This is a genomic window from Thermus thermamylovorans (assembly GCF_004307015.1).
GTDB classification, from domain to species: domain Bacteria; phylum Deinococcota; class Deinococci; order Deinococcales; family Thermaceae; genus Thermus; species Thermus thermamylovorans.
Map to the genome: position 1 here is coordinate 1 of NZ_SIJL01000005.1, position 17,283 is coordinate 17,283.

21 protein-coding genes are annotated in these 17,283 nt (G+C 69.5%); 9 read left to right on the forward strand and 12 right to left on the reverse strand.

Features of this window, described 5'->3' with window-relative positions:
- Positions 1-93: 93 nt before the first annotated feature.
- Positions 94-852 (reverse strand): SIR2 family NAD-dependent protein deacylase, encoded by a 759-nt coding sequence (locus tag ETP66_RS04760; protein WP_130841133.1) that lies wholly within the window; start codon positions 850-852, stop codon positions 94-96.
- Between the two features lie 35 nt (positions 853-887).
- On the opposite strand from ETP66_RS04760, the gene ETP66_RS04765 reads away from it, so the two are divergent.
- The 3 genes from ETP66_RS04765 (at position 888) to ETP66_RS04775 (ending at position 4,021) form a co-directional block, all read left to right on the forward strand.
- The gene (locus ETP66_RS04765) at positions 888-2,336 is read left to right on the forward strand and encodes an NAD(P)H-hydrate dehydratase (protein WP_130841135.1); all 1,449 of its coding nucleotides are present in this window, start codon (positions 888-890) and stop codon (positions 2,334-2,336) included.
- Between the two features lie 72 nt (positions 2,337-2,408).
- Complete coding sequence (gene thrB / locus ETP66_RS04770) at positions 2,409-3,287, forward strand: homoserine kinase (protein WP_130841137.1); 879 nt, start codon at positions 2,409-2,411, stop codon at positions 3,285-3,287.
- Entirely contained in the window at positions 3,272-4,021 is a 750-nt protein-coding gene (locus tag ETP66_RS04775) for a DUF4388 domain-containing protein (protein ID WP_130841139.1), read from the forward strand. Before thrB ends, ETP66_RS04775 begins: the two co-directional genes overlap by 16 nt.
- A 149-nt stretch (positions 4,022-4,170) precedes the next feature.
- Here the strand turns inward: ETP66_RS04775 and ETP66_RS04780 are convergent, their stop codons facing one another.
- From ETP66_RS04780 to ETP66_RS04790, 3 genes are read right to left on the reverse strand one after another with little or no spacing between them, the layout of a single operon-like run.
- Positions 4,171-4,254 carry a 30S ribosomal protein THX gene (locus ETP66_RS04780; RefSeq protein ID WP_130841462.1) on the reverse strand — a complete coding sequence of 28 codons (84 nt, stop codon included), beginning with the start codon at positions 4,252-4,254 and terminating at the stop codon, positions 4,171-4,173.
- A 10-nt stretch (positions 4,255-4,264) separates the two neighbouring features.
- On the reverse strand, positions 4,265-4,582 hold the full coding sequence (gene rpsT / locus ETP66_RS04785) for a 30S ribosomal protein S20 (RefSeq protein WP_130841141.1): 318 nt from the start codon (positions 4,580-4,582) through the stop codon (positions 4,265-4,267).
- 57 nt (positions 4,583-4,639) lie between these two features.
- Complete coding sequence (locus ETP66_RS04790; protein WP_130841143.1) at positions 4,640-5,017, reverse strand: hypothetical protein; 378 nt, start codon at positions 5,015-5,017, stop codon at positions 4,640-4,642.
- Positions 5,018-5,039: 22 nt separating this feature from the next.
- On the opposite strand from ETP66_RS04790, the gene tyrS reads away from it, so the two are divergent.
- Genes tyrS through ETP66_RS04805 form a run of 3 tightly spaced genes read left to right on the forward strand, consistent with a single transcriptional unit; the run spans position 5,040 to position 7,439 of the window.
- A complete protein-coding gene (tyrS, locus tag ETP66_RS04795; RefSeq protein WP_130841145.1) occupies positions 5,040-6,347 on the forward strand; it encodes a tyrosine--tRNA ligase in 1,308 nt (435 codons plus the stop codon).
- Between the two features lie 13 nt (positions 6,348-6,360).
- The gene (locus tag ETP66_RS04800; RefSeq protein WP_130841464.1) at positions 6,361-7,029 is read left to right on the forward strand and encodes a PIG-L deacetylase family protein; all 669 of its coding nucleotides are present in this window, start codon (positions 6,361-6,363) and stop codon (positions 7,027-7,029) included.
- Entirely contained in the window at positions 7,020-7,439 is a 420-nt protein-coding gene (locus ETP66_RS04805; RefSeq protein WP_130841147.1) for an archease, read from the forward strand. The genes ETP66_RS04800 and ETP66_RS04805 overlap by 10 nt, the downstream gene beginning before the upstream one ends.
- Here the strand turns inward: ETP66_RS04805 and plsX are convergent.
- The 4 genes from plsX to folK are packed head-to-tail and all read right to left on the reverse strand — an operon-like array spanning position 7,428 to position 9,695.
- On the reverse strand, positions 7,428-8,408 hold the full coding sequence (plsX, locus tag ETP66_RS04810) for a phosphate acyltransferase PlsX (protein ID WP_130841149.1): 981 nt from the start codon (positions 8,406-8,408) through the stop codon (positions 7,428-7,430). The two genes, ETP66_RS04805 and plsX, sit on opposite strands and share 12 nt — an antisense overlap.
- Positions 8,405-8,737, reverse strand: a complete 333-nt coding sequence (trxA, locus tag ETP66_RS04815) for a thioredoxin (protein WP_130841151.1) — start codon at positions 8,735-8,737, stop codon at positions 8,405-8,407. The genes plsX and trxA overlap by 4 nt, the downstream gene beginning before the upstream one ends.
- A gap of 60 nt (positions 8,738-8,797) precedes the next feature.
- Positions 8,798-9,175 carry an RNA-binding protein S1 gene (locus ETP66_RS04820; protein WP_130841153.1) on the reverse strand — a complete coding sequence of 126 codons (378 nt, stop codon included), beginning with the start codon at positions 9,173-9,175 and terminating at the stop codon, positions 8,798-8,800.
- A 40-nt stretch (positions 9,176-9,215) separates the two neighbouring features.
- Positions 9,216-9,695 (reverse strand): 2-amino-4-hydroxy-6-hydroxymethyldihydropteridine diphosphokinase, encoded by a 480-nt coding sequence (gene folK, locus ETP66_RS04825; protein ID WP_130841155.1) that lies wholly within the window; start codon positions 9,693-9,695, stop codon positions 9,216-9,218.
- 139 nt (positions 9,696-9,834) lie between these two features.
- On the opposite strand from folK, the gene lysJ reads away from it, so the two are divergent.
- The 3 genes from lysJ to ETP66_RS04840 are packed head-to-tail and all read left to right on the forward strand — an operon-like array spanning position 9,835 to position 13,726.
- Entirely contained in the window at positions 9,835-11,016 is a 1,182-nt protein-coding gene (lysJ, locus tag ETP66_RS04830; RefSeq protein WP_130841157.1) for a [LysW]-aminoadipate semialdehyde transaminase LysJ, read from the forward strand.
- A 1-nt stretch (position 11,017) separates the two neighbouring features.
- Complete coding sequence (locus tag ETP66_RS04835) at positions 11,018-12,106, forward strand: [LysW]-lysine hydrolase (RefSeq protein ID WP_130841159.1); 1,089 nt, start codon at positions 11,018-11,020, stop codon at positions 12,104-12,106.
- A 9-nt stretch (positions 12,107-12,115) separates the two neighbouring features.
- Positions 12,116-13,726, forward strand: coding sequence for a GGDEF domain-containing protein (locus tag ETP66_RS04840; protein ID WP_130841161.1), 1,611 nt, complete (start codon positions 12,116-12,118; stop codon positions 13,724-13,726).
- 63 nt (positions 13,727-13,789) lie between these two features.
- On the opposite strand, the gene ETP66_RS11995 is transcribed toward ETP66_RS04840, so the two are convergent.
- The 4 genes from ETP66_RS11995 to ETP66_RS04860 form a co-directional block, all read right to left on the reverse strand.
- A complete protein-coding gene (locus tag ETP66_RS11995) occupies positions 13,790-14,401 on the reverse strand; it encodes a helical membrane plugin domain-containing protein (protein WP_201738471.1) in 612 nt (203 codons plus the stop codon).
- A gap of 8 nt (positions 14,402-14,409) precedes the next feature.
- Positions 14,410-15,546, reverse strand: coding sequence for an NAD(P)/FAD-dependent oxidoreductase (locus ETP66_RS04850; RefSeq protein WP_130841163.1), 1,137 nt, complete (start codon positions 15,544-15,546; stop codon positions 14,410-14,412).
- Between the two features lie 258 nt (positions 15,547-15,804).
- On the reverse strand, positions 15,805-16,806 hold the full coding sequence (locus ETP66_RS04855; RefSeq protein ID WP_130841165.1) for a hypothetical protein: 1,002 nt from the start codon (positions 16,804-16,806) through the stop codon (positions 15,805-15,807).
- Positions 16,790-17,248, reverse strand: a complete 459-nt coding sequence (locus ETP66_RS04860) for a c-type cytochrome (protein ID WP_130841467.1) — start codon at positions 17,246-17,248, stop codon at positions 16,790-16,792. Before ETP66_RS04860 ends, ETP66_RS04855 begins: the two co-directional genes overlap by 17 nt.
- Between the last annotated feature and the right edge of the window lie 35 nt (positions 17,249-17,283).

Sequence of the window (17,283 nt, forward strand, 5' to 3'; positions counted from 1 at the left end):
AGAAAAACGCCCTGAAGGCGTTTTTGGCTAGGTGCTACGCCCTATTCCCGCGCTTTCAAGATCCCCCGCCGGGAAGCCGGCGCACCTTTGAATCTACCAGGCCTCCCCTTTGGTGTCAAGATGGGGTCCCAGCAAGGCGGCCATCCCCTCCACGGCGCCCTGCCTCAGGGCCAGGTGGGCCAGGGGGGTGAGGGGGGTGGGCTCGGGGTTGACCTCCACCAGGTAGGCCCCGGAGGCGTAGGCGATGCGCCCCAGGGAGGCTGCGGGCTCCACCTCGGCGCTGGTGCCCACCACCAGGGCGAGGTCAGCCTCGAGGAAAGCCCTCTCCGCCCGTTCCCAGGCCCCTTCGGGCAGAAACTCCCCGAACCAGACCACGTCGGGCCGGGCCCTATGCCCACAAAGGGGACAGAAGGGTGGAGGGGTGAAAGGGTCGGGGAGCGAGAACCGATGCCCGCAGGCCTCGCACCGGGCCCGGAGGAGGTTCCCGTGGAGCTCCACCAGGTTCCGGCTTCCCGCCCGGGCGTGGAGGCCGTCCACGTTCTGGGTGACCAGGAGGAAGGCCCCTCCCCTCCCCAAAACCTCCTTCTCCAGGCGCGCCAGGGCCCGGTGGGCGGGGTTGGGCCGGGCCTCCCGCACCTTGGCGATGCGCCAGGCGTACCACTCCCAAACCCTTTGCGGGTCCCTGGCGTAGGCCTCGGGGGTGGCGTAGTCCAGGGGGTTGAAGTCCCGCCAAAGCCCCTCCACGTCCCGGAAGGTGGGGATGCCCGAGGGCTTGGAGATGCCCGCCCCCGTCAGGACCGCTACCCTTTGGGCAGCCTTCAGCCTTTCTCTCGCCTCCTCTAGGCGCTCCATACGGCCATGGTAATCCCGGGGGTATCCTGGAAGCCATGAGGCTCTTCACCCCCGAAGCCATGCGGGAGGCGGACCGCAAGGCGGCGGAGATGGGCTACCCCAGCCTCCTCCTCATGGAGTGGGCGGGGATGAAGGCGGCAAGGGTCTACCGGGAGCTTTTCGGCCACCGCCCCGCCGTGGTCCTGGCGGGCAAGGGGAATAACGGCGGAGACGGCCTGGTCCTGGCCCGGCACCTCCTCCTGGAAGGGGTGGCGGTGCGGGTCTACGCCGCGGAGGGGCAGGAGGGGGACGCCCTCCTGGCCCGAGGGGCCCTGGAGGCCCACGGCCTGGACCTGCGCCCCCTGGAGGAAGCCGCCTGGGGACCGGGGGAGGTGCTGGTGGACGCCCTCTTCGGCACCGGGCTAAGGGGGCCCCTGGAGGGCCTTTACGCCGGGCTCGTGGACCGGGTGAACGCCTCCGGCCTTCCGGTCCTCTCCCTGGACCTCCCCTCGGGCCTTCCCTTCTCCCCCCACGTGCGGGCCACGGCCACCGTGGCCTTCGCCGCCCTCAAAACCCCCCACCTCCTGGTGCGGGAGGCCTGCGGCCGGCTTTTCCTGGCGGAGATCGGCCTGCCCCGGCACCTCCTGGAGCGGGAGGACCTGCCCGAGGTGGCCACCCCAGAGGCCCTCCTCCCCCTCCTACCCAGGCGCCCCCTCACCGCCCACAAGGGGAGCGTGGGCCGGGTAGGGGTCCTGGGGGGGTTTAGGGGGGAGGGCCTCCGCTACGCCGGGGCCCCGGTCTTGGCCGCCCTGGGGGCCTACCGCATGGGGGCGGGCCTGGTGCACCTGGCGGTGCCGGAAGGCACCCCCTTGGAGCCCCTGGAGGCCGTCTTCCATCCCGTACCCGGACCCACCCTCCCCGCCATGCGGGTGGAGGCCCTGGCGGTGGGAATGGGCGGGGGGCCCTGGGGGCGGGAGTGGGCCCTGAAGGCCCTGGAAGCCCAGCTTCCCACGGTGCTGGATGCGGACGCCCTGCACCCCGAGGTCCTCGAGGCCTACCGCCGGGCCGGGGTGAGGGCCGTCCTCACCCCCCACGCGGGGGAGGCGGGAAGGCTTTTGGGGAAGAGCCCCGAGGAGATCGCCCAGGACCCCCTGGCCTCAGCCCGGGCCCTGGCGGAGGCCACGGGGCAGGCGGTGGTCCTCAAGGGAAACCCCACGGTGGTGGCGGAAGGAGGCCGCCTCTCCGTGAACCCCACAGGGAACCCCGCCCTGGCCACGGGGGGGACGGGGGATGTGCTCGCAGGGGCCATCGCCGCCCTCCTCGCCGCGGGGCTTGCCCCCTTTGAGGCCGCGAGGCTTGGGGTCTACCTCCACGGCCTGGCGGGGGACCTCCTGGCGGAGGAAAAGGGGGTTGGCCTCCTGGCCCGGGAGGTGGCGGAGGCCTTGCCCCGCGCAAGGGAAGCCCTGGCGCGGAACCAAGCCCCCCTGTCCCTTACCCGGATGTAGTCCCAGGGCGGGGCGCAGCCCGAGCGAAACAGCTACGAAGACCCTTGGTATGCTGGGGGCGGTGTAGGCCGTATGGAAGGCAAAGCCCGCCTCTATGTCCCCGCCACCCTGGCCAACCTGGGCTCGGGGTTTGACGCCCTGGGGGTGGCCTTGGACCTCTACCTGGAGGTGGAGGCCGAGCCCGCAGGGGAGGACGCCTTCCACTACGAGGGGGAGGGCCGGGTGGAGGGGACGGACAACCTGGTCCACCAGGGCTACCGGGCGGGGATGCGGGCCTTGGGCCTATGCCCTGAGCCCCTCCGCATCCGGACCTTCAACCCCATCCCCCTGGCCCGGGGCATGGGGAGCTCCTCGGCGGCCTTGGTGGCGGGGGTGGCCCTGGCGGACCGCTTTTCCAGGGGAAGGCTGGGGCGCGACGGGGTCTTCCGGGTGGCCGCGGGCCTCGAGGGCCACCCCGACAACGTGGCCCCCGCGGTCTACGGGGGGTTCGTGGCCGCCCTGGCCGACCCCCCCCTGGCCATTCCCCTGCCGAGGCCAGAGGGGGTGCGCTTCGTCCTGGCGGTGCCCCCCTACGAGGTGCCCACGCCCCTGGCCCGGGCGGCCTTGCCCGAGAGGGTTTCCTTAAAGGATGCCGTCTTCAACCTGGCCCGGAGCGCCCTCTGGCCCGCGGCCCTCTTTTCGGGGAGGCTTTCCGCCCTGAGGGAGGCCTGCCGGGACCGCCTGCACCAGCCCTACCGGGCCGGGCTGATGCCGGGGGCGTCAGAGGCCATCGACCGGGCCCTGGAAGCGGGCGCCCTGGCCGCCTTCGTGGGGGGAGCCGGGCCCGCGGTGGCCGCCTTGGTGGAAGAAGCCCATACCCTAGCCGTGGTCCAAGCCCTTGAAGCCTACCGGGGGGAGGGGCGTACCCTGGTCTTAGGCTTGGGGGAGGGATACTTCTGGAAGGAGACCTGAACACCATCCCGCTGACGCAGGTCTTAGAGCTGATCCACACCCATCGGCGCTCGGGGGGTCTAGAGCTTAGGGCAGGACGCCTTCCCCTCTCCCTGCGCCTTTCCGCAGGGGAAGTGGTGGGGGCAGCCATCCTAGACTGGGAGGGCCTCGAGGCCCTCCTGGCCTTTCCCCTCCATCCCCGGGAGGGCTCCTTTCGCTTCCAACCCGCCCCCCCCTCCCCGGAGCGGCCCTTCCTCCCCTTCCCCGCCCTCATGGGGGAATGGGCCCGGGTCAACGATGAGTGGGACCGCTTCCGCACCCTGGTGGACTCCCCTAGCCGGGTCCTGGAAGCCATCCGCCCCAAGGAACCCTACGGGGTCTTCCAAGGGGGAAAGAGCGTCCGGGCCGCGGCCAAGGCCTGGGGCGTACCCCTCCTCATCGCTATGGAAAGGGCCTACATGGGGGTCCGGGAAGGGGACCTCTACCCCTTGCGCCGCTACGCCTGGTACGCCCTCCGTATCCGGCACCAGGGACGGCGAAGCCGGACCCTGGAGGAGTTCGGCCACCTCCTTTCCCTTCTGGACGGGAGCCGCAACCTAGGGGAGGTCATCGCCGAGGGGGTGCCGGTGGGCCTGGTACGCCGCTACCTGGTCCAGGCCTTGGCCGCAGGGGAGGTTATGCCCCCGGGGCGGGGCTGGCTCCTGCGGGATCTAACCTGGGAGATGGAGCGGGAAGGGGAACCAACCCCACCCTGAGCGCCCTTGCCCGAGGGCGGCCCCGGCGGGGGGGCGCAAGACCTTCTTGCGTCGAGCCCTTCCCCGTCTCTCCGGATAGAGGCCACCCCCTCCCCCCAACAGGGGACGGCCTGAGCCCCCTCTAGCGACCCCGCCGGGGAAGGGGCGGGCTACCTTTTTTTGCGCAGGCGGTACTTGCCGTAAGTGCCCCGCCAGACCTTGCCCCGCCGGGTACGCCGGTCCCCCTTGCCCACACTCCCCTCCCTAAGCACCCACGCCGCTCTCCGCGGCGGCCCTGGAAGCCTGGAGGAAGCCTTGCACCTTGCGCATCAGCCGGGACTTCTTGCGGGCGGCAGCGTTCTTGTGGAGGGTGGACCCCTTGGCCGCTTTGTCGATGAGGCTTTCGGCCTTGCGCATGAGCTTCAGGGCCTCCTCGGCCTTGCCCTCCTGGGCCAGGAGCACCGCCTTCTTGCTCAGGGTCTTGATGGCCGACTTCTTGGCCTTGTTGCGCAGCCGGCGCTTCAGGGACTGCCGGTGCCGCTTCAGGGCGGAAAGGTTCCTCTTGGGCTTCTTTTGCGCCATCGCTCTCCCCTTGTGCCCCCTAGGGGCAGACCAGGCCTAAGTGTAGCACACCCCCCTCTAGGGGGCAAACCGGGTGGTGACCCAGTCGTAGCGCACCCGCCCCTTGGCCCCCTCCAGCCGGAAGCGCAGGGTGTACTCCCCGGGGGTCACGGCAAAGCGCAGCTCCTCCTGGAAAGCGCCGGAGAAGACGCGCTCCCCCTGGGAACGCCCCTCCCGCAGGAGGGCCACGGAGAGGCGTCCCGCCTCGAGGTTCCCCAAGACCATCACCTTCACCGCGTCGTAAAGGCCGGTAACCCGCAAGGGGTACTGGGCCTCTCCGCTGTAGTTCCAGTAGAAGACCGGGAGAAAGGGGGGGTAGCCCACCGCCAGGCCGTACCGCTCCGCGTACCAGTAGAGGCCGAGGGCCAGGAGGGCCAGGAGGAGAAGGCTCCGCATTGCCTCCAGTATACTTGGGCTCATGGCGGACGTCGGTACCAGGCTTTCCCCGGAAGCGGCCCTGGCCCTTCTCCGGCGGGGGGCCGAGGAGATCCTCCCCGAGGAGGAGCTCCTCGCCAAGCTGAGGGAGGGCCGCCCCCTCACGGTCAAGCTCGGGGCCGACCCCACGCGGCCGGATCTGCACCTGGGGCACGCGGTGGTCCTGAGGAAGATGCGCCAGTTCCAGGAGCTCGGGCACCGGGTAGTCCTCATCATCGGGGACTTCACCGGGATGATCGGGGATCCCTCCGGGCGGAGCAAGGCCCGCCCCCCCCTCACCCTGGAGGAGACCCGGGAGAACGCCAGGAGCTACGTGGAGCAGGCGGGGAAGATCCTGAGGCAGGAACCCCACCTCTTCCAGCTCCGCTACAACTCCGAGTGGCTGGAAGGGCTCGCCTTCAAGGAGGTGGTGCGCCTCACCTCCCTCATGACCGTGGCCCAGATGCTGGAACGGGAGGACTTCAAGCGGCGCTACGAGGAGGGGGTGCCCATCTCCCTGCACGAGTTCCTCTACCCCTTCGCCCAGGCCTACGATTCCGTGGCCATCCGGGCAGACGTGGAGATGGGGGGCCTGGACCAGCGCTTCAACCTCCTGGTGGGCCGGGAGGTGCAGCGGGCTTACGGCCAGGCCCCCCAGGTCTGCTTCCTCATGCCCCTCCTCCTGGGCCTGGACGGGCGGGAGAAGATGAGCAAGAGCCTGGACAACTACATCGGCCTTACCGAGCCCCCCGAGACCATGTTCAAGAAGCTGATGCGGGTGCCGGACGCCCTCCTCCCCAGTTACCTCCGCCTCCTCACCGACCTCGAGGAGGAAGAGGTGGCGGCCCTCCTCCGGGCGGGCCCCGTGCCCGCCCACCGGGTGCTGGCCCGCCTCCTCACCGCCGCCTACGCCCTTCCCACCATCCCCGCCCGTATCGACCGGGCCTTCTACGAGGGCCTGGGCTACGCCTGGGAGGCCTTGGGCCGGGACAAGGAAGCGGGACCGGAGGCCGTGCGCCAGGCGGAGGCCCGTTACGACCGGGTGGCCCGGGGGGGCATCCCCGAGAACCTCCCCGAGGTGGTCATCCCTCCCTCGGAGCTCAAGGAGGGGCGGATCGGGGTGGCCCGGCTCTTCACCCTGGCCGGCCTCACCCCCACCCACGCCGAGGCCAAGCGGCTCATCGGCAACCGGGGCCTGCGCATCGACGGGGAGCCCGTTGCAGACCCCCATCTGGAGGTAGCCCTCTCCCGGCCGCTGGTCTTGCAGCGGGGGCGGGACCGCTTCGTGCGGGTGCGCCTGGGGGAGGGCTAGGGGAGGAGCAGTGCTGGACCTTTTGGTGGTGGTGCCCCATCCCGACGACGAGAGCCTCGGGGCCGGGGGGGCCCTGCTTCTGGCCAAGGCCGCGGGCCTGCGGACGGGCATCCTCACCCTCACCCGGGGGGAGGCGGGCAGGACCCTGGGGCTTTGCCCCTCCGAGCGCCTGGGGGAGGTGCGCGAGGGGGAGCTCAGGCGGGCGGCGGAGATCCTGGGGGTGGACTTCCTGGAGGTCCTCTCCTTCCCCAACGCCCTGCCCCAGGAGGCGGAAGAGGGCCCGCGGGGGCCGACCACGGGCCGGGGCCTCCCCGACCACCCGGAGGCGGAGAGGGCCATCCGGAAGCGGCTCCTCACCCTCAGGCCCCGCTTCCTCCTCACCTTTCCCCCGGACGGGATCAACGGCCACCCCGACCACGTGGCGGCAAGCCGCTACGCCGCAAGGGCGGCGGAGGGCTTAGCCCAGGTGGTGTACTTCGTGCAGCCCGAGGGCCCCTGGCCCGTGACCCACCGTCTGCGCCTCCCCGAGTGGGCCCTGGCCCAGAAGCTCAAGGCCCTCGCCCAGCACCGGACCCAGGCCCTTTCGGTGCTGGCCTTTATGGAGAGGCACCCGGAGCGCCTCTGGACGGAAACCTTCCACCTCCCGGGCAGCCGGGGCCTGGAGGAGGGGCCGTGGTGGTAAGGCCTTTGGACCACACCGCCGACGTGGGCTTCGCCCTAGAGGCGGAAAGCCTGGAGGACCTCTTCCAAGCGGCCCTCCAGGGCCTCCTTTTGGCGATGTTCCAGTCGCCCCCTAAAGGGGGCAGCAGGCACAGGCGGATCGCCCTGGAGGCCGAGGACCTGGAAACCCTCCTGGTGCGCTACCTGAACGAGCTCATCTACCTGGTCCAGACCAAGGGCTTCGTACCGGGCCGGGCCCGGGTGAGGGTGGAGCCCAAGGAAGGGGGGTACCGCCTCGAGGCCGCCCTCCTCGGCGAACCCTTCCAGGAGGGCTTTGGGTTTCAGGGAGAGGTGAAAAGCGCCACCTTCCACGGCCTGCAGGTGGCGGAGGAGGGCGGGCGCTGGCGGGCGCGGGTGATCCTAGACGTGTAGGGCAGCGAGGCTTTGCCGCACCCGGTCCATGAGACCTCCTTCCACCAGGCGCTTGGCCCGGAGGAGGGCGTTCTTCACCGCCAGGGCATCCGCAGCGCCGTGGCCGACGAAGACCGCTCCCTCCACCCCCAGGAGGGGCATGGCCCCGTACTGGGCGGGGTCCACCCGCTCCTTCACCCGGCGCAAGGCCCCCCTGACCAGAAGGGCCCCGAGCCTGGCCAAGGGGCTGGAAGCCAGGGCCTCCTTGATCCAGCCGAGGAGCACCTTGGCCTCCCCTTCCGCCAGCTTCAGGACCACATTACCGGTGAAGCCGTCGGTGACCACCACCTCCACCGTGCCCAAGAAGACGTCCCGCCCCTCCACGTTGCCGTAGAAGCGTCCACCGAAAGCAGCCCGCAGAAGGGGGTACGTCTCCAACACCAGGGCGTTTCCCTTTCCCTCCTCCTCCCCGATGGAAAGGAGGCCCACCTTAGCCTCGGGAAGGCCCAGAGCCTCGGCGTAGGCCAGGCCCATGGCGGCGAACTGCACCAGGAAGCCCGGGCGGCAGTCGGCGTTGGCCCCCCCGTCCAGGAGGAGGGTGCGGCCCCGCTGGCTCGGAAACTCCACCAGGAGGGCCGGGCGCTCCACCCCCTTCACCCGCCCCAGGGCGAAGAGGGCCGCGGCCATGGTGGCCCCGGTGTGGCCCATGGAGACCACCGCCCCCACCTCGCCCCGCTTCAGGAGGTCGATGGCCACCATGATGGAGCTTTCCCGGCGCCGCCTCACCTCGGTGGCGTGCTCCGCCATGCGGATCCAGTCGGGGGCGTGGTGGATGGGGAGGGAGGCGCGGTGGCGGGCGAGCTCCTCCCGCAGGCGGGCCTCCTCCCCCACCAGGAGGACCTCCACCCCTTCATGGGCCGCCAGGAGGGCCCCCTGGACCGGAACCTGGGGGGCCCGGTCCCCCCCCATGGCGTCCAGGGCGATCCTCATGCGCTTGGGGGCAGATGCTTCTCTATTTTGGCCTGGAAGTTGCGCTTGGGCTGGGCCCCCACCAGCACCTCCACCGGCTGGCCGTTTTTAAAGAGGATCACGGTGGGGATGCTCATGACCCGAAAGCGCATGGCCGTCTTGGGGTTCTCGTCCACGTCCAGCTTGGCCACCAAGAGCTTCCCCTCGTACTCCCTGGCCAGCTCCTCGAGGATGGGGGCGATCATGCGGCAAGGGGCGCACCACTCCGCCCAGAAGTCCACCAGGACCAAGGGATGCCCGCCCAGGGCGTCGTCAAAACTGGCGTCGGTAACCTCTATGGGCTTCGCCATACCCCACCACTTTAAGGCAAAACCCCAGGGGCATACACCCCCGGGGGGAACCCTTTGGGGTTACCGCTTTTTCTTGCCGCCCTTCTTGCCCCCCTTGCCGCCGAAACCCCCGGTGCCCCGGAGGAAACTTTTGAGCTTGTTCTCAAACTCTGGGGACTGCTTGGGCAGGCGCCGGGGCCTAGGGGGTGGGGCCCCCTCGGGGGCGGGGGTCAGGTCCTTGATGGAGAGGTCCAGCCGCCCCTTGGCGTCCCGGCCCTTCACCATCACCTGGACGATGTCCCCCTCGTTGAGGAAGTCCCGGACGTTCCGCACGAACTCGTGGGCGATCTGGGAGATGTGCACCAGGCCCTGCTCGCCGCCCGGGAGCTCCACAAAGGCGCCAAAGTCCGTCACCCGCACCACGCGGCCCTCTACGATGCTTCCCGCTTGTATTTCCACAGTTCCTTCTCCTCGCGCGGTCCTGCCCGCGATGTTCCCACTATAGCACAAGGGGGTGCACCCCCCGCCGGTCCAGGGAAGCCAAAAGCTCGGCGAAGGTCTGGCCCAAAAGGGGGTGGCGCCCCTCGGGGACCAGGTCGCAAAGGGGCACCAGGATGAAGGCCCTTTCGTGGAGCCTGGGGTGGGGCACCTCGAGGCCTTCCTCCCTCAGGACCAGGTCCCCATAGAGCAGAAGGTCCAGGTCTATGGTCCTCGGCCCCCAGCGCTCCCGGCGCTTCCGCCCCAAGGCCCGCTCTATGCGGAGAAGGGCCTGGAGCAGGTCTTGGGGAGAAAGCCCCGTCTCCACCTCCGCCACCAGGTTCAGGTAGGGGGGCTGGGGCGGGCCCACGGGCTCGGTTTCGTAGACCGGAGAGAGGCGCACAAGACGGGTTTGCGGCAGGCGGGAGAGGAAGGAAAGGGCTTGAAGCAAGTACCCGCTCCGGTTCCCCAGGTTGGCACCCAGGGCCACGTAGGCCAGCATTCCTAAAGTCTATCGGTTGACACCTGCCCACGCCCCCCCTACCCTGAGGGGGAGATGGCCGCCTGGGGCAAAACCTGAAAGGGCCTGGGAAGCCTGGCTTCCCGGGCCCGCCCGGGGGCTTTTCTTTTGGAGGTTACACATGGTCAAGGAAGACTGGCGTGCCCTTTTGGAAGCGGAAAAGACCTTGGACTCCGGGGTCTTCACCAAGCACGACCTCCTCCTGGTCCGGGGCCAGGGGGCAAGGGTCTGGGACGCGGAGGGCCACGAGTACCTCGACTGCGTGGGGGGCTACGGGGTAGCCAACCTGGGGCACGGCAACCCCGAGGTGGTGGAGGCGGTCAAGCGGCAGGCGGAAACCCTCCTCGCCATGCCCCAGACCCTCCCCACCCCCACCCGGGGGGAGTTTTACCGCACCCTGGTTTCGGTGCTCCCACCGGAGCTGAACCGGGTCTTCCCCACCAACTCCGGCACCGAGGCCAACGAGGCGGCCATCAAGTTCGCCTGGGCCCACACGGGAAGGCGCAAGCTGGTGGCCGCCATGCGGGGCTTCTCTGGGCGCACCCTGGGCAGCCTCTCCCTCACCTGGGAGCCCAAGTACCGGGAGCCCTTCCTGCCCCTTTTGGGCCCGGTGGAGTTCATCCCCTACAACGACGTGGAGGCCCTGAGAAGGGCGGTGGATGAAGAAACGGCGGCAGTGCTCCTGGAGCCCGTCCAGGGGGAAGGGGGAGTGCGGCCCGCCACCCCCGAGTTCCTCCAGGCCGCCCGGGAGGTGACCCGGGAAAAGGGCGCCCTCCTCATCCTGGACGAGATCCAGACCGGCATGGGCCGCACGGGCAGGCGTTTCGCCCTGGAGCACTACGGGGTGGTGCCCGACATCCTCACCCTGGCCAAGGCTCTGGGGGGCGGGGTGCCCTTGGGCACGGCGGTGATGCGGGAGGAGGTGGCGAGGAGCATGCCCAAGGGGGGCCACGGCACCACCTTCGGGGGGAACCCCCTGGCCATGGCCGCGGGGGTGGCCGCCCTGCGCTACCTGGAGCGCACCCGGCTTTGGGAGCGGGCGGCGGAGCTCGGGCCCTGGTTCATGGAGAGGCTGCGGGAGATTTCCTCCCCCAGGATCCGCGAGGTGCGGGGGCTGGGGCTCATGGTGGGCCTCGAGCTCAAGGAGAAGGCCGCCCCCTACATCCAGCGCCTGGAGCGGGAGCACCGGGTGCTGGTCCTGCAGGCGGGCCCCACGGTGATCCGCTTCCTGCCCCCCTTGGTCATCGAAAAGGCCGACCTGGAGCGGGTGGTGGAGGCGGTGCGGGCGGTGCTAACCCAATGACATGAGCGCGAACGCCTTGGACCCCGTGGAGTTCCTCAAAGGGGCCCTGGAGATCCCCTCCCCTTCCGGGCAGGAGCGCCCCGTGGCGGAGTACCTGGCGGAGGGGATGGAAAGGCTTGGCCTCAAGGGCTTCGTGGACGAGGCGGACAACGCCCGGGGCCAGGTGGGCCATGGCCCCGTACAGGTGGTCCTCCTGGGGCACATCGACACCGTGCCCGGGGTGGTGCCCGTCAGGCTGGAGGGCGACAAGCTCTTCGGCCGGGGCGCGGTGGACGCCAAGGGGCCCTTCGTGGCCATGATCTTCGCCGCCGCCGGGCTTTCCCAGGAGGCCAGGAGGCGCCTCACCGTCCACCTGGTGGGGGCCACGGAGGAGGAGGCCCCGAGCTCCAAAGGGGCCCGCTTCGTGGCCCCCAGGCTCCGGCCGGATTACGTGGTCATCGGCGAGCCCTCGGGCTGGGAGGGGATCACCCTGGGCTACAAGGGGAGGCTCTTGGTGCGGGTGCGGCGGGAAAAGGATCATTTCCACTCCGCCCACCACGAGCCCAACGCGGCGGAGGAGCTCATCAGCTACTTTGTGGCCATCAAGGCCTGGACCGAGGCCATGAACGTGGGGCAGAGGCCCTTCGACCAGGTGCAGTACACCCTGCGGGACTTCCGGGTCCACCCGGCGGAGCTCAAGCAGGTGGCGGAGCTGTTCTTCGACCTGCGCCTCCCCCCCAGGCTCCCCCCGGAGGAGGCCATCCGCCACCTCAGCGCCTACGCCCCCCCCACCCTGGAGCTGGAGTTCTTCGGCCGGGAGGTGCCCTACCTGGGCCCCAAGGACACCCCCCTCACCCGGGCCCTGCGCCAAGGGATCCGCAAGGCTGGGGGCAAGCCCGTCTTCAAGCTGAAGACCGGGACCAGCGACATGAACGTCCTGGCCCCCCACTGGCAGGTGCCCATGGTGGCCTATGGCCCCGGGGACTCCACCTTGGACCACACCCCTTACGAGCATGTGGACGTGCGGGAGTTCCTGAGGGGGATAGGGGTCTTGCGGGAGGCCCTCGAGGCCCTGGCCAAAGCCCCTGCTCCCGCGACCACCCTGGGCTAGACTAGGGGTGTGGTCCCTTATGGGCTGGGCTTCCTGGTCCTCCTGCTATTCCTAGGGCTATCCCCCCTCACCGCCCCTTGGAGCCAGGGCTTCCTCGCACCCGCGGTGGCCTTGGGCGGGGGAGGGTTTCTCCTCTGGCGGGGGGAGCGGGCCTGGGGCCTGGGGCTCCTCCTCCTGGGCCTGGGGGAGCTGGCCCGGACCCTGGGGGAACTCCGGGGATGGCCCCGGGGGCTTTACCTGGACGGCCCTTACCTGGCGGGCTACGCGGCCCTGACCCTGGCCCTCCTGCGGCTACCGGGAAAGCGCCCCGGGCTCAGCCTCCTGCTCCTGCCCCTGGGGCTTTTGGGCCTGACCGCCGCCCTGAGGCCCGAGCTGGGCATGGACCGGGTGTATGGGGTCTGGGACGTCCTGCTCCTGGCGCTCCTCCTGCCCCGGCTAGAACCCCTCTTCCAGGAGCGCTTCCTCGGGGGAAGGGCCCTTTGGGGGGTAGGCCTCCTCCTCCTTCTGGTAGCGGACATGAGCCGCAGCCTTTTGCGGGCAGCAGAGGACCATCTCACGGGACACCCCGCCCATCTCCTCTGGAGCCTGGGCTACTTCCTCCTCGCCCTGGGGGTGGTGGAGGAGAAGGGAGAAAAAACCGCCTTCCCGGGGCAAGCCCTGGCCCTGGGAAGCCTCTTCCTCATGCCTGCCCTCCTCCTCCAAGGGCCTACCCCTTGGGGGGTGCAGGCCCTGGCCCTGTACGGGGGGCTCGCAGGGGCCTTGGGCCTCCTCTATGCCCAGCACCTGGGGTGGCGGCGCACGGAGGAAAAGGGGCGGCGCTGGACCCTTTTCCTGGAGGAGCTCGCCCGTCTCTCCCCCAGCGTCACCCAGACCTTAAGCCCGGAGGCCGTACTCCTTGGAGCCTTGGAGGCCGCCCGCCAACTCCTGCCCCAGGCGGTGGGGCTGGAGGTCCGGGGGAGGCGGGGGCTAGTAGGGGAGCGCACCCCTCATAGCCTCGTCCTCCCCCTAAACGGGGACAGCGCCTACCTCTACCTGCGCACACCCCCGGAAGAGCCCGTACCCCCGAGCTTCCTCTCCCTTTTGGGCGAAAGGGTAAGGCAGGTGCTGAAGCAGGTGGAGTGGGGCACCCTGGCCCTCACCGACCCCCTCACGGGGCTTTTGAACCGGCGAGGCCTGGAAGCGGAGCTCCCCAAGCTCCTGGCCCTGGCCCGCCGCTACGGGGCCCCGGTGAGCGTGGTCATGCTGGATATCGACCGCTTCAAGCGGGTGAACGACACCTACGGCCACCCCGTGGGGGACGAGGTGCTCAAGGTTCTGGGCCGCATCCTCGGCGCCAGCGTCCGCCGCGAGGACCTGGCGGTACGCTACGGGGGGGAAGAGTTCCTGCTCCTCCTTTACGGGGCCGACCGCGAGGCGGCCAAAGAGGTGGTGGAGCGCATCCGCTACCGCTTCCGCAGCCACCGGGTGGACCCCATCCCTTACCCCCTCACCCTCTCCGCCGGAATCGCCGGGGGCGAGGTGCCGGAAGGGGAACCCCAGCTGGAGGACTGGATCCTCAAGGCCGACTACGCCCTCCTCCGGGCCAAGGAGGCAGGCCGCGACCGGGTGACCCTGGCCTAACACCCCCTTGCGGCTTGCGCCGCAAGGGGGACCCCAAGGAGCCGACCGATGCCCGCTTTGCCCTTACTTCTTGGGCATCATCTTGGCCATGAGGGCCTCTATGGCCTTCATGTCCTCGTTAAGGTGACCGAAGGCCTTGCCCAGGGCCTTGAGGAGGAGGAAGAGCACCCCTAGGGCCCTTTGCACCTCGGGGTCGGCAAGCTGCTTCAGGATCCCGGTGAGGCCCACCCGGGGCGGGTCCCGCATGGCCTCGGGGGTGAAAGTTTCGGCAAGGCCCCGCTGCAGGGCCCCCGCCATCATGCCGATGGCTGCGGGCTCGATGCGGGAGAGGATGTCCAGGACGTTGGCCCCGTGGGAAAAGAGCCTGAGCACCTGGGGCTCCATGAGCATCCCCAGACCCTCGCCGAAGTTCTCGGAGAGGTAACCCAGGAAGGCCAAGGCCCCGGATTTTTCCAGCTTCTCCAGGGTTTCCGCCAGCCGCTCCAGGGCCTCCGCCTGGTCCAGGAAGCGGGCCAGGAGGGAGACTAGCTGCAGGTTCTTGGGGTCCAGGAGGAGGCCCAGGTTTTCGGAAAGGGTCTCCCCCGCCCCCATCTGGGCCAGGAGGCCTAGCCCGCTTTTCTCCAGGACCTCCTCTATGTGGGCCAGCCTTTCTTCCACGGTGAGCGTCTTCTCCATGGGCCCTCCTACTCGATCAAGGTGGCGAACCAGAAGCCCTCGAAGAGCATCTTGGTCACCCGCACCCACTTGCCCACGGCCATCACGCCGCAGGAGGGCATCCCCGTGCCCGCCAGGAGCTTCTCAAAGGAGCACTGGGGCAGGAGGGCGTTGTCCCCAAAGTCCATGATGCACATGGCCACGGGGTTGAAGGGCTCCCCGATGTAGGCCCCCTTGAGGTCGGAGGCGATGACCCCGGCCACGTACTCCCCCTGGAAGTGGGCCACCACCCCAGCCGGGGGGAGCATCAGGGAGGGGTTCACCGTGTCGCCGATGACGAAGACGTTGGGGAACCTGGGGGAACGGAAGGTGGACTTGTGCACCTCGGGGAAACCCTGGGGGCCCGCCAGGGGGGATTCCCGCACCACCCGGTTGGGGGCGAAGGGCGGGGTGAGGATGAGGAGGTCGTAAGCAAGCTCCCGCCCGTCCTTGGCCTTCACCTTACCCCCCTCGAAGGCCACGGGCTCGAACTCCCCGTGGAAGGCGATGCCCTTGGACTTCAGGATCTCCATCACCTTGCCGGAGATCACCGGGCCCATGCCCGCCAGGGGCAGGGGGTTTAGGTGGAAAACATCCACGCTGCTCTTTTCCCGCACCCCCTTGACCTTCAGGGCGAACTCCACCTGGCCCGCCACCTCGTAGGGGGCCGGGGGGCAGGGGTAGTAGGGAGAGGAAACCCCCACCACCACCTTCCCGCCCCGGAACCCCTTGAGGGCTTCCCGGAGCTTCAAGGCCCCCTCGAGGCTCCAGGGGGCGTAGCCATCCCCCGCCGGAGCGGGCTGGGCCTCAGCCCCCAGGGAGACGATCAGGTAGTCGTAGGCGAGCTCCCCGGCACTGGTCCTCACCTTGTTGTGGGCTGGGTCCAGGGCCTCCACCCTGGCCTGCAGGAAAGTAATGCCTCTTTTTTCCAGGTTAGCCAGGGGTCTGCGCACCTGCTCCGGCTCCCGCATGCCGAAGGCCACCCAAGGATAGGCGGGCATGAACTCGTGGTAGGCGTTCTTGTCCACCAGGGTGACCTCCGCCTCACGGCCCAGAAGCTTCTTCACCTTGTTGGCCGCCACCAAGCCGCCTGAGCCGCCTCCTAGAACCAGAACCCTCGTCGTCATCCGCAACCTCCCCGAGTACCTATACCGTGTACCCCTAAACCCAGTCTGGCCGGGCGCCTCCGGTGAGGGTAGGTGCAAATGCCCCGACCCAGGAGCCCAATGGGCTTCCCGAGCTTTTGCCCCGGTACAAGCCCGGCAGAATGCCCGGTGTCCCCACAGGACACCCCTTTCACCGAAGCCCCCATCCGCAGCTGGGGGGAGCCCTGCGGTAGGCCTTCATCGGGCCCCCGCCCTGGCTTACGCCAGGGCGGGGAGGTATCAGCCCTCCCCCAGGCGGAGGCGGTAGAGGAGGCCCAGGCCCAGGAACCCCAAAAGCTGCCCTACCCCCAAGCTCCCCTCCAGGGCAGGCAGGAGGTACCAGGCCAAGTGGAGGAGGTGGAAGACCAGGATCCAAGCCGCCACCGGCCAGAGGTAGCGGCTCTCCCGCTTGGGGAGGTTGGTGAGGAGGTACAGGAAAGGCAGGAAAAAGCCCCCCACCACCCAGAGGGCCGCTACCTCGTCCCAGGGGCCGGAGAGGCGCTTCAGGTAGAATTCCACTTTGTGCACCAGGTCCGCCCCCCAGACGATGACCAGGGTGGTGGCCTCCAGGTAGATCCAGATGATGGAAAGGGCCAGGAGGAGGTTGGTGTGGTTCTGGGCCTGGCCCAGGAGGGCCGCCGTGCCCTTGCGGGCGGCCAGGGCCACGGCCAGGGCCAGGGCCAGGATCACCGCGGAAAGGAGCAGAATGGCCCCGTAGGAGGCGGAGTAGAAGTGGGCCTCGAGGGCCTTAAAAAGGTCAAAGACCAGGAAGGTGCCGGCGATGAAGGCCAGGGGGAGCCCCCAGGCGCCCACCTCCGCCCGGTGCTCCCCGGGGCGGAGGCGGGCGAGGAGGAAGGCGAAGAGGGCGAAGTAAAGGAGGTAGCGCAGGAGCAAGAAGGGGGCGTTCAGGTACCCCGCGCGGTGGGCCAGAATGGGGTCCAGGCCGGCCCCGGGGCGGGCCCAGGGGAAGAGGTCGGGCAGGAAGAGGAAGAAGGGCAGACCTAAAAGCCCCACCGCGGGAAGGAGCTGGGCCAGGGGGTAGAGGTAGGGCTCCAAGGGCACCCCCCAGCGGCTTTGGAGGGCGTTGTGCAGGAGGAGAAGCAGAAGGGCCCCCAGGGAGAGGAGCAGAAATAAGGCAAAGGGAAAGTAGGCGGCCTCTGCGCCGAAGAGGAAGGCCAGGGCGTAGAGCAGAAGGCCCAGAACCCAGGGCCAGGCGCGGGCGGCTTCAATGGACCTCTGCACGGAACACCTCCTCCGGGCAAACCTCGTCCAAGAGGCAGCGGCGGATGTAGTGGGCGATGAGCCAGCGTTCCCTTTGGGGAATGCGGCCTTGGTAAGAGAACATGCGACCAAAGCCGTTGGTGGCGGCGAAGTAGAAGTAGCCTTCGGGCATCTCCGCTACCTCCGGGAAGGGACGGGGCCGGGGCATCCCCAGGGGGACCACCCGGCCATCCCCCTCGCCCCGCGCCCCGTGGCAGACGGCGCAGAAGCTCTCGTAGAGCACCCGGCCCCGGAGAAGCTCCTCTTCGGGGAAGACGTAGGGGCTTGCGGCGAAGCCCCCTTCGGGGGCGAGCCCCGTGCGCACCGCGGGGTCCAGGTTCTCCCCAAAGGCTACCCGGTCCTCGGGGAAGGCTAGGGAAACGGGGGTTTCCCGGAAAGCCTTCACCTTGGGTTGGTCCCACATCCAGCCGCACCCGGCCAGAAGGGGGAGGAGGAGCA

Coding starts and splice junctions, on each gene's coding strand:
- ETP66_RS04760 (WP_130841133.1), bottom strand. CDS start 852: ATGGAGCGCCTAGAGGAGGCGAGAGAAAGGCTGAAGGCTGCCCAAAGG.
- ETP66_RS04765 (WP_130841135.1), top strand. CDS start 888: ATGAGGCTCTTCACCCCCGAAGCCATGCGGGAGGCGGACCGCAAGGCG.
- thrB (WP_130841137.1), top strand. CDS start 2,409: ATGGAAGGCAAAGCCCGCCTCTATGTCCCCGCCACCCTGGCCAACCTG.
- rpsT (WP_130841141.1), bottom strand. CDS start 4,582: ATGGCGCAAAAGAAGCCCAAGAGGAACCTTTCCGCCCTGAAGCGGCAC.
- ETP66_RS04790 (WP_130841143.1), bottom strand. CDS start 5,017: ATGCGGAGCCTTCTCCTCCTGGCCCTCCTGGCCCTCGGCCTCTACTGG.
- tyrS (WP_130841145.1), top strand. CDS start 5,040: ATGGCGGACGTCGGTACCAGGCTTTCCCCGGAAGCGGCCCTGGCCCTT.
- plsX (WP_130841149.1), bottom strand. CDS start 8,408: ATGAGGATCGCCCTGGACGCCATGGGGGGGGACCGGGCCCCCCAGGTT.
- trxA (WP_130841151.1), bottom strand. CDS start 8,737: ATGGCGAAGCCCATAGAGGTTACCGACGCCAGTTTTGACGACGCCCTG.
- folK (WP_130841155.1), bottom strand. CDS start 9,695: ATGCTGGCCTACGTGGCCCTGGGTGCCAACCTGGGGAACCGGAGCGGG.
- lysJ (WP_130841157.1), top strand. CDS start 9,835: ATGGTCAAGGAAGACTGGCGTGCCCTTTTGGAAGCGGAAAAGACCTTG.
- ETP66_RS04835 (WP_130841159.1), top strand. CDS start 11,018: ATGAGCGCGAACGCCTTGGACCCCGTGGAGTTCCTCAAAGGGGCCCTG.
- ETP66_RS11995 (WP_201738471.1), bottom strand. CDS start 14,401: ATGGAGAAGACGCTCACCGTGGAAGAAAGGCTGGCCCACATAGAGGAG.
- ETP66_RS04850 (WP_130841163.1), bottom strand. CDS start 15,546: ATGACGACGAGGGTTCTGGTTCTAGGAGGCGGCTCAGGCGGCTTGGTG.
- ETP66_RS04860 (WP_130841467.1), bottom strand. CDS start 17,248: ATGTGGGACCAACCCAAGGTGAAGGCTTTCCGGGAAACCCCCGTTTCC.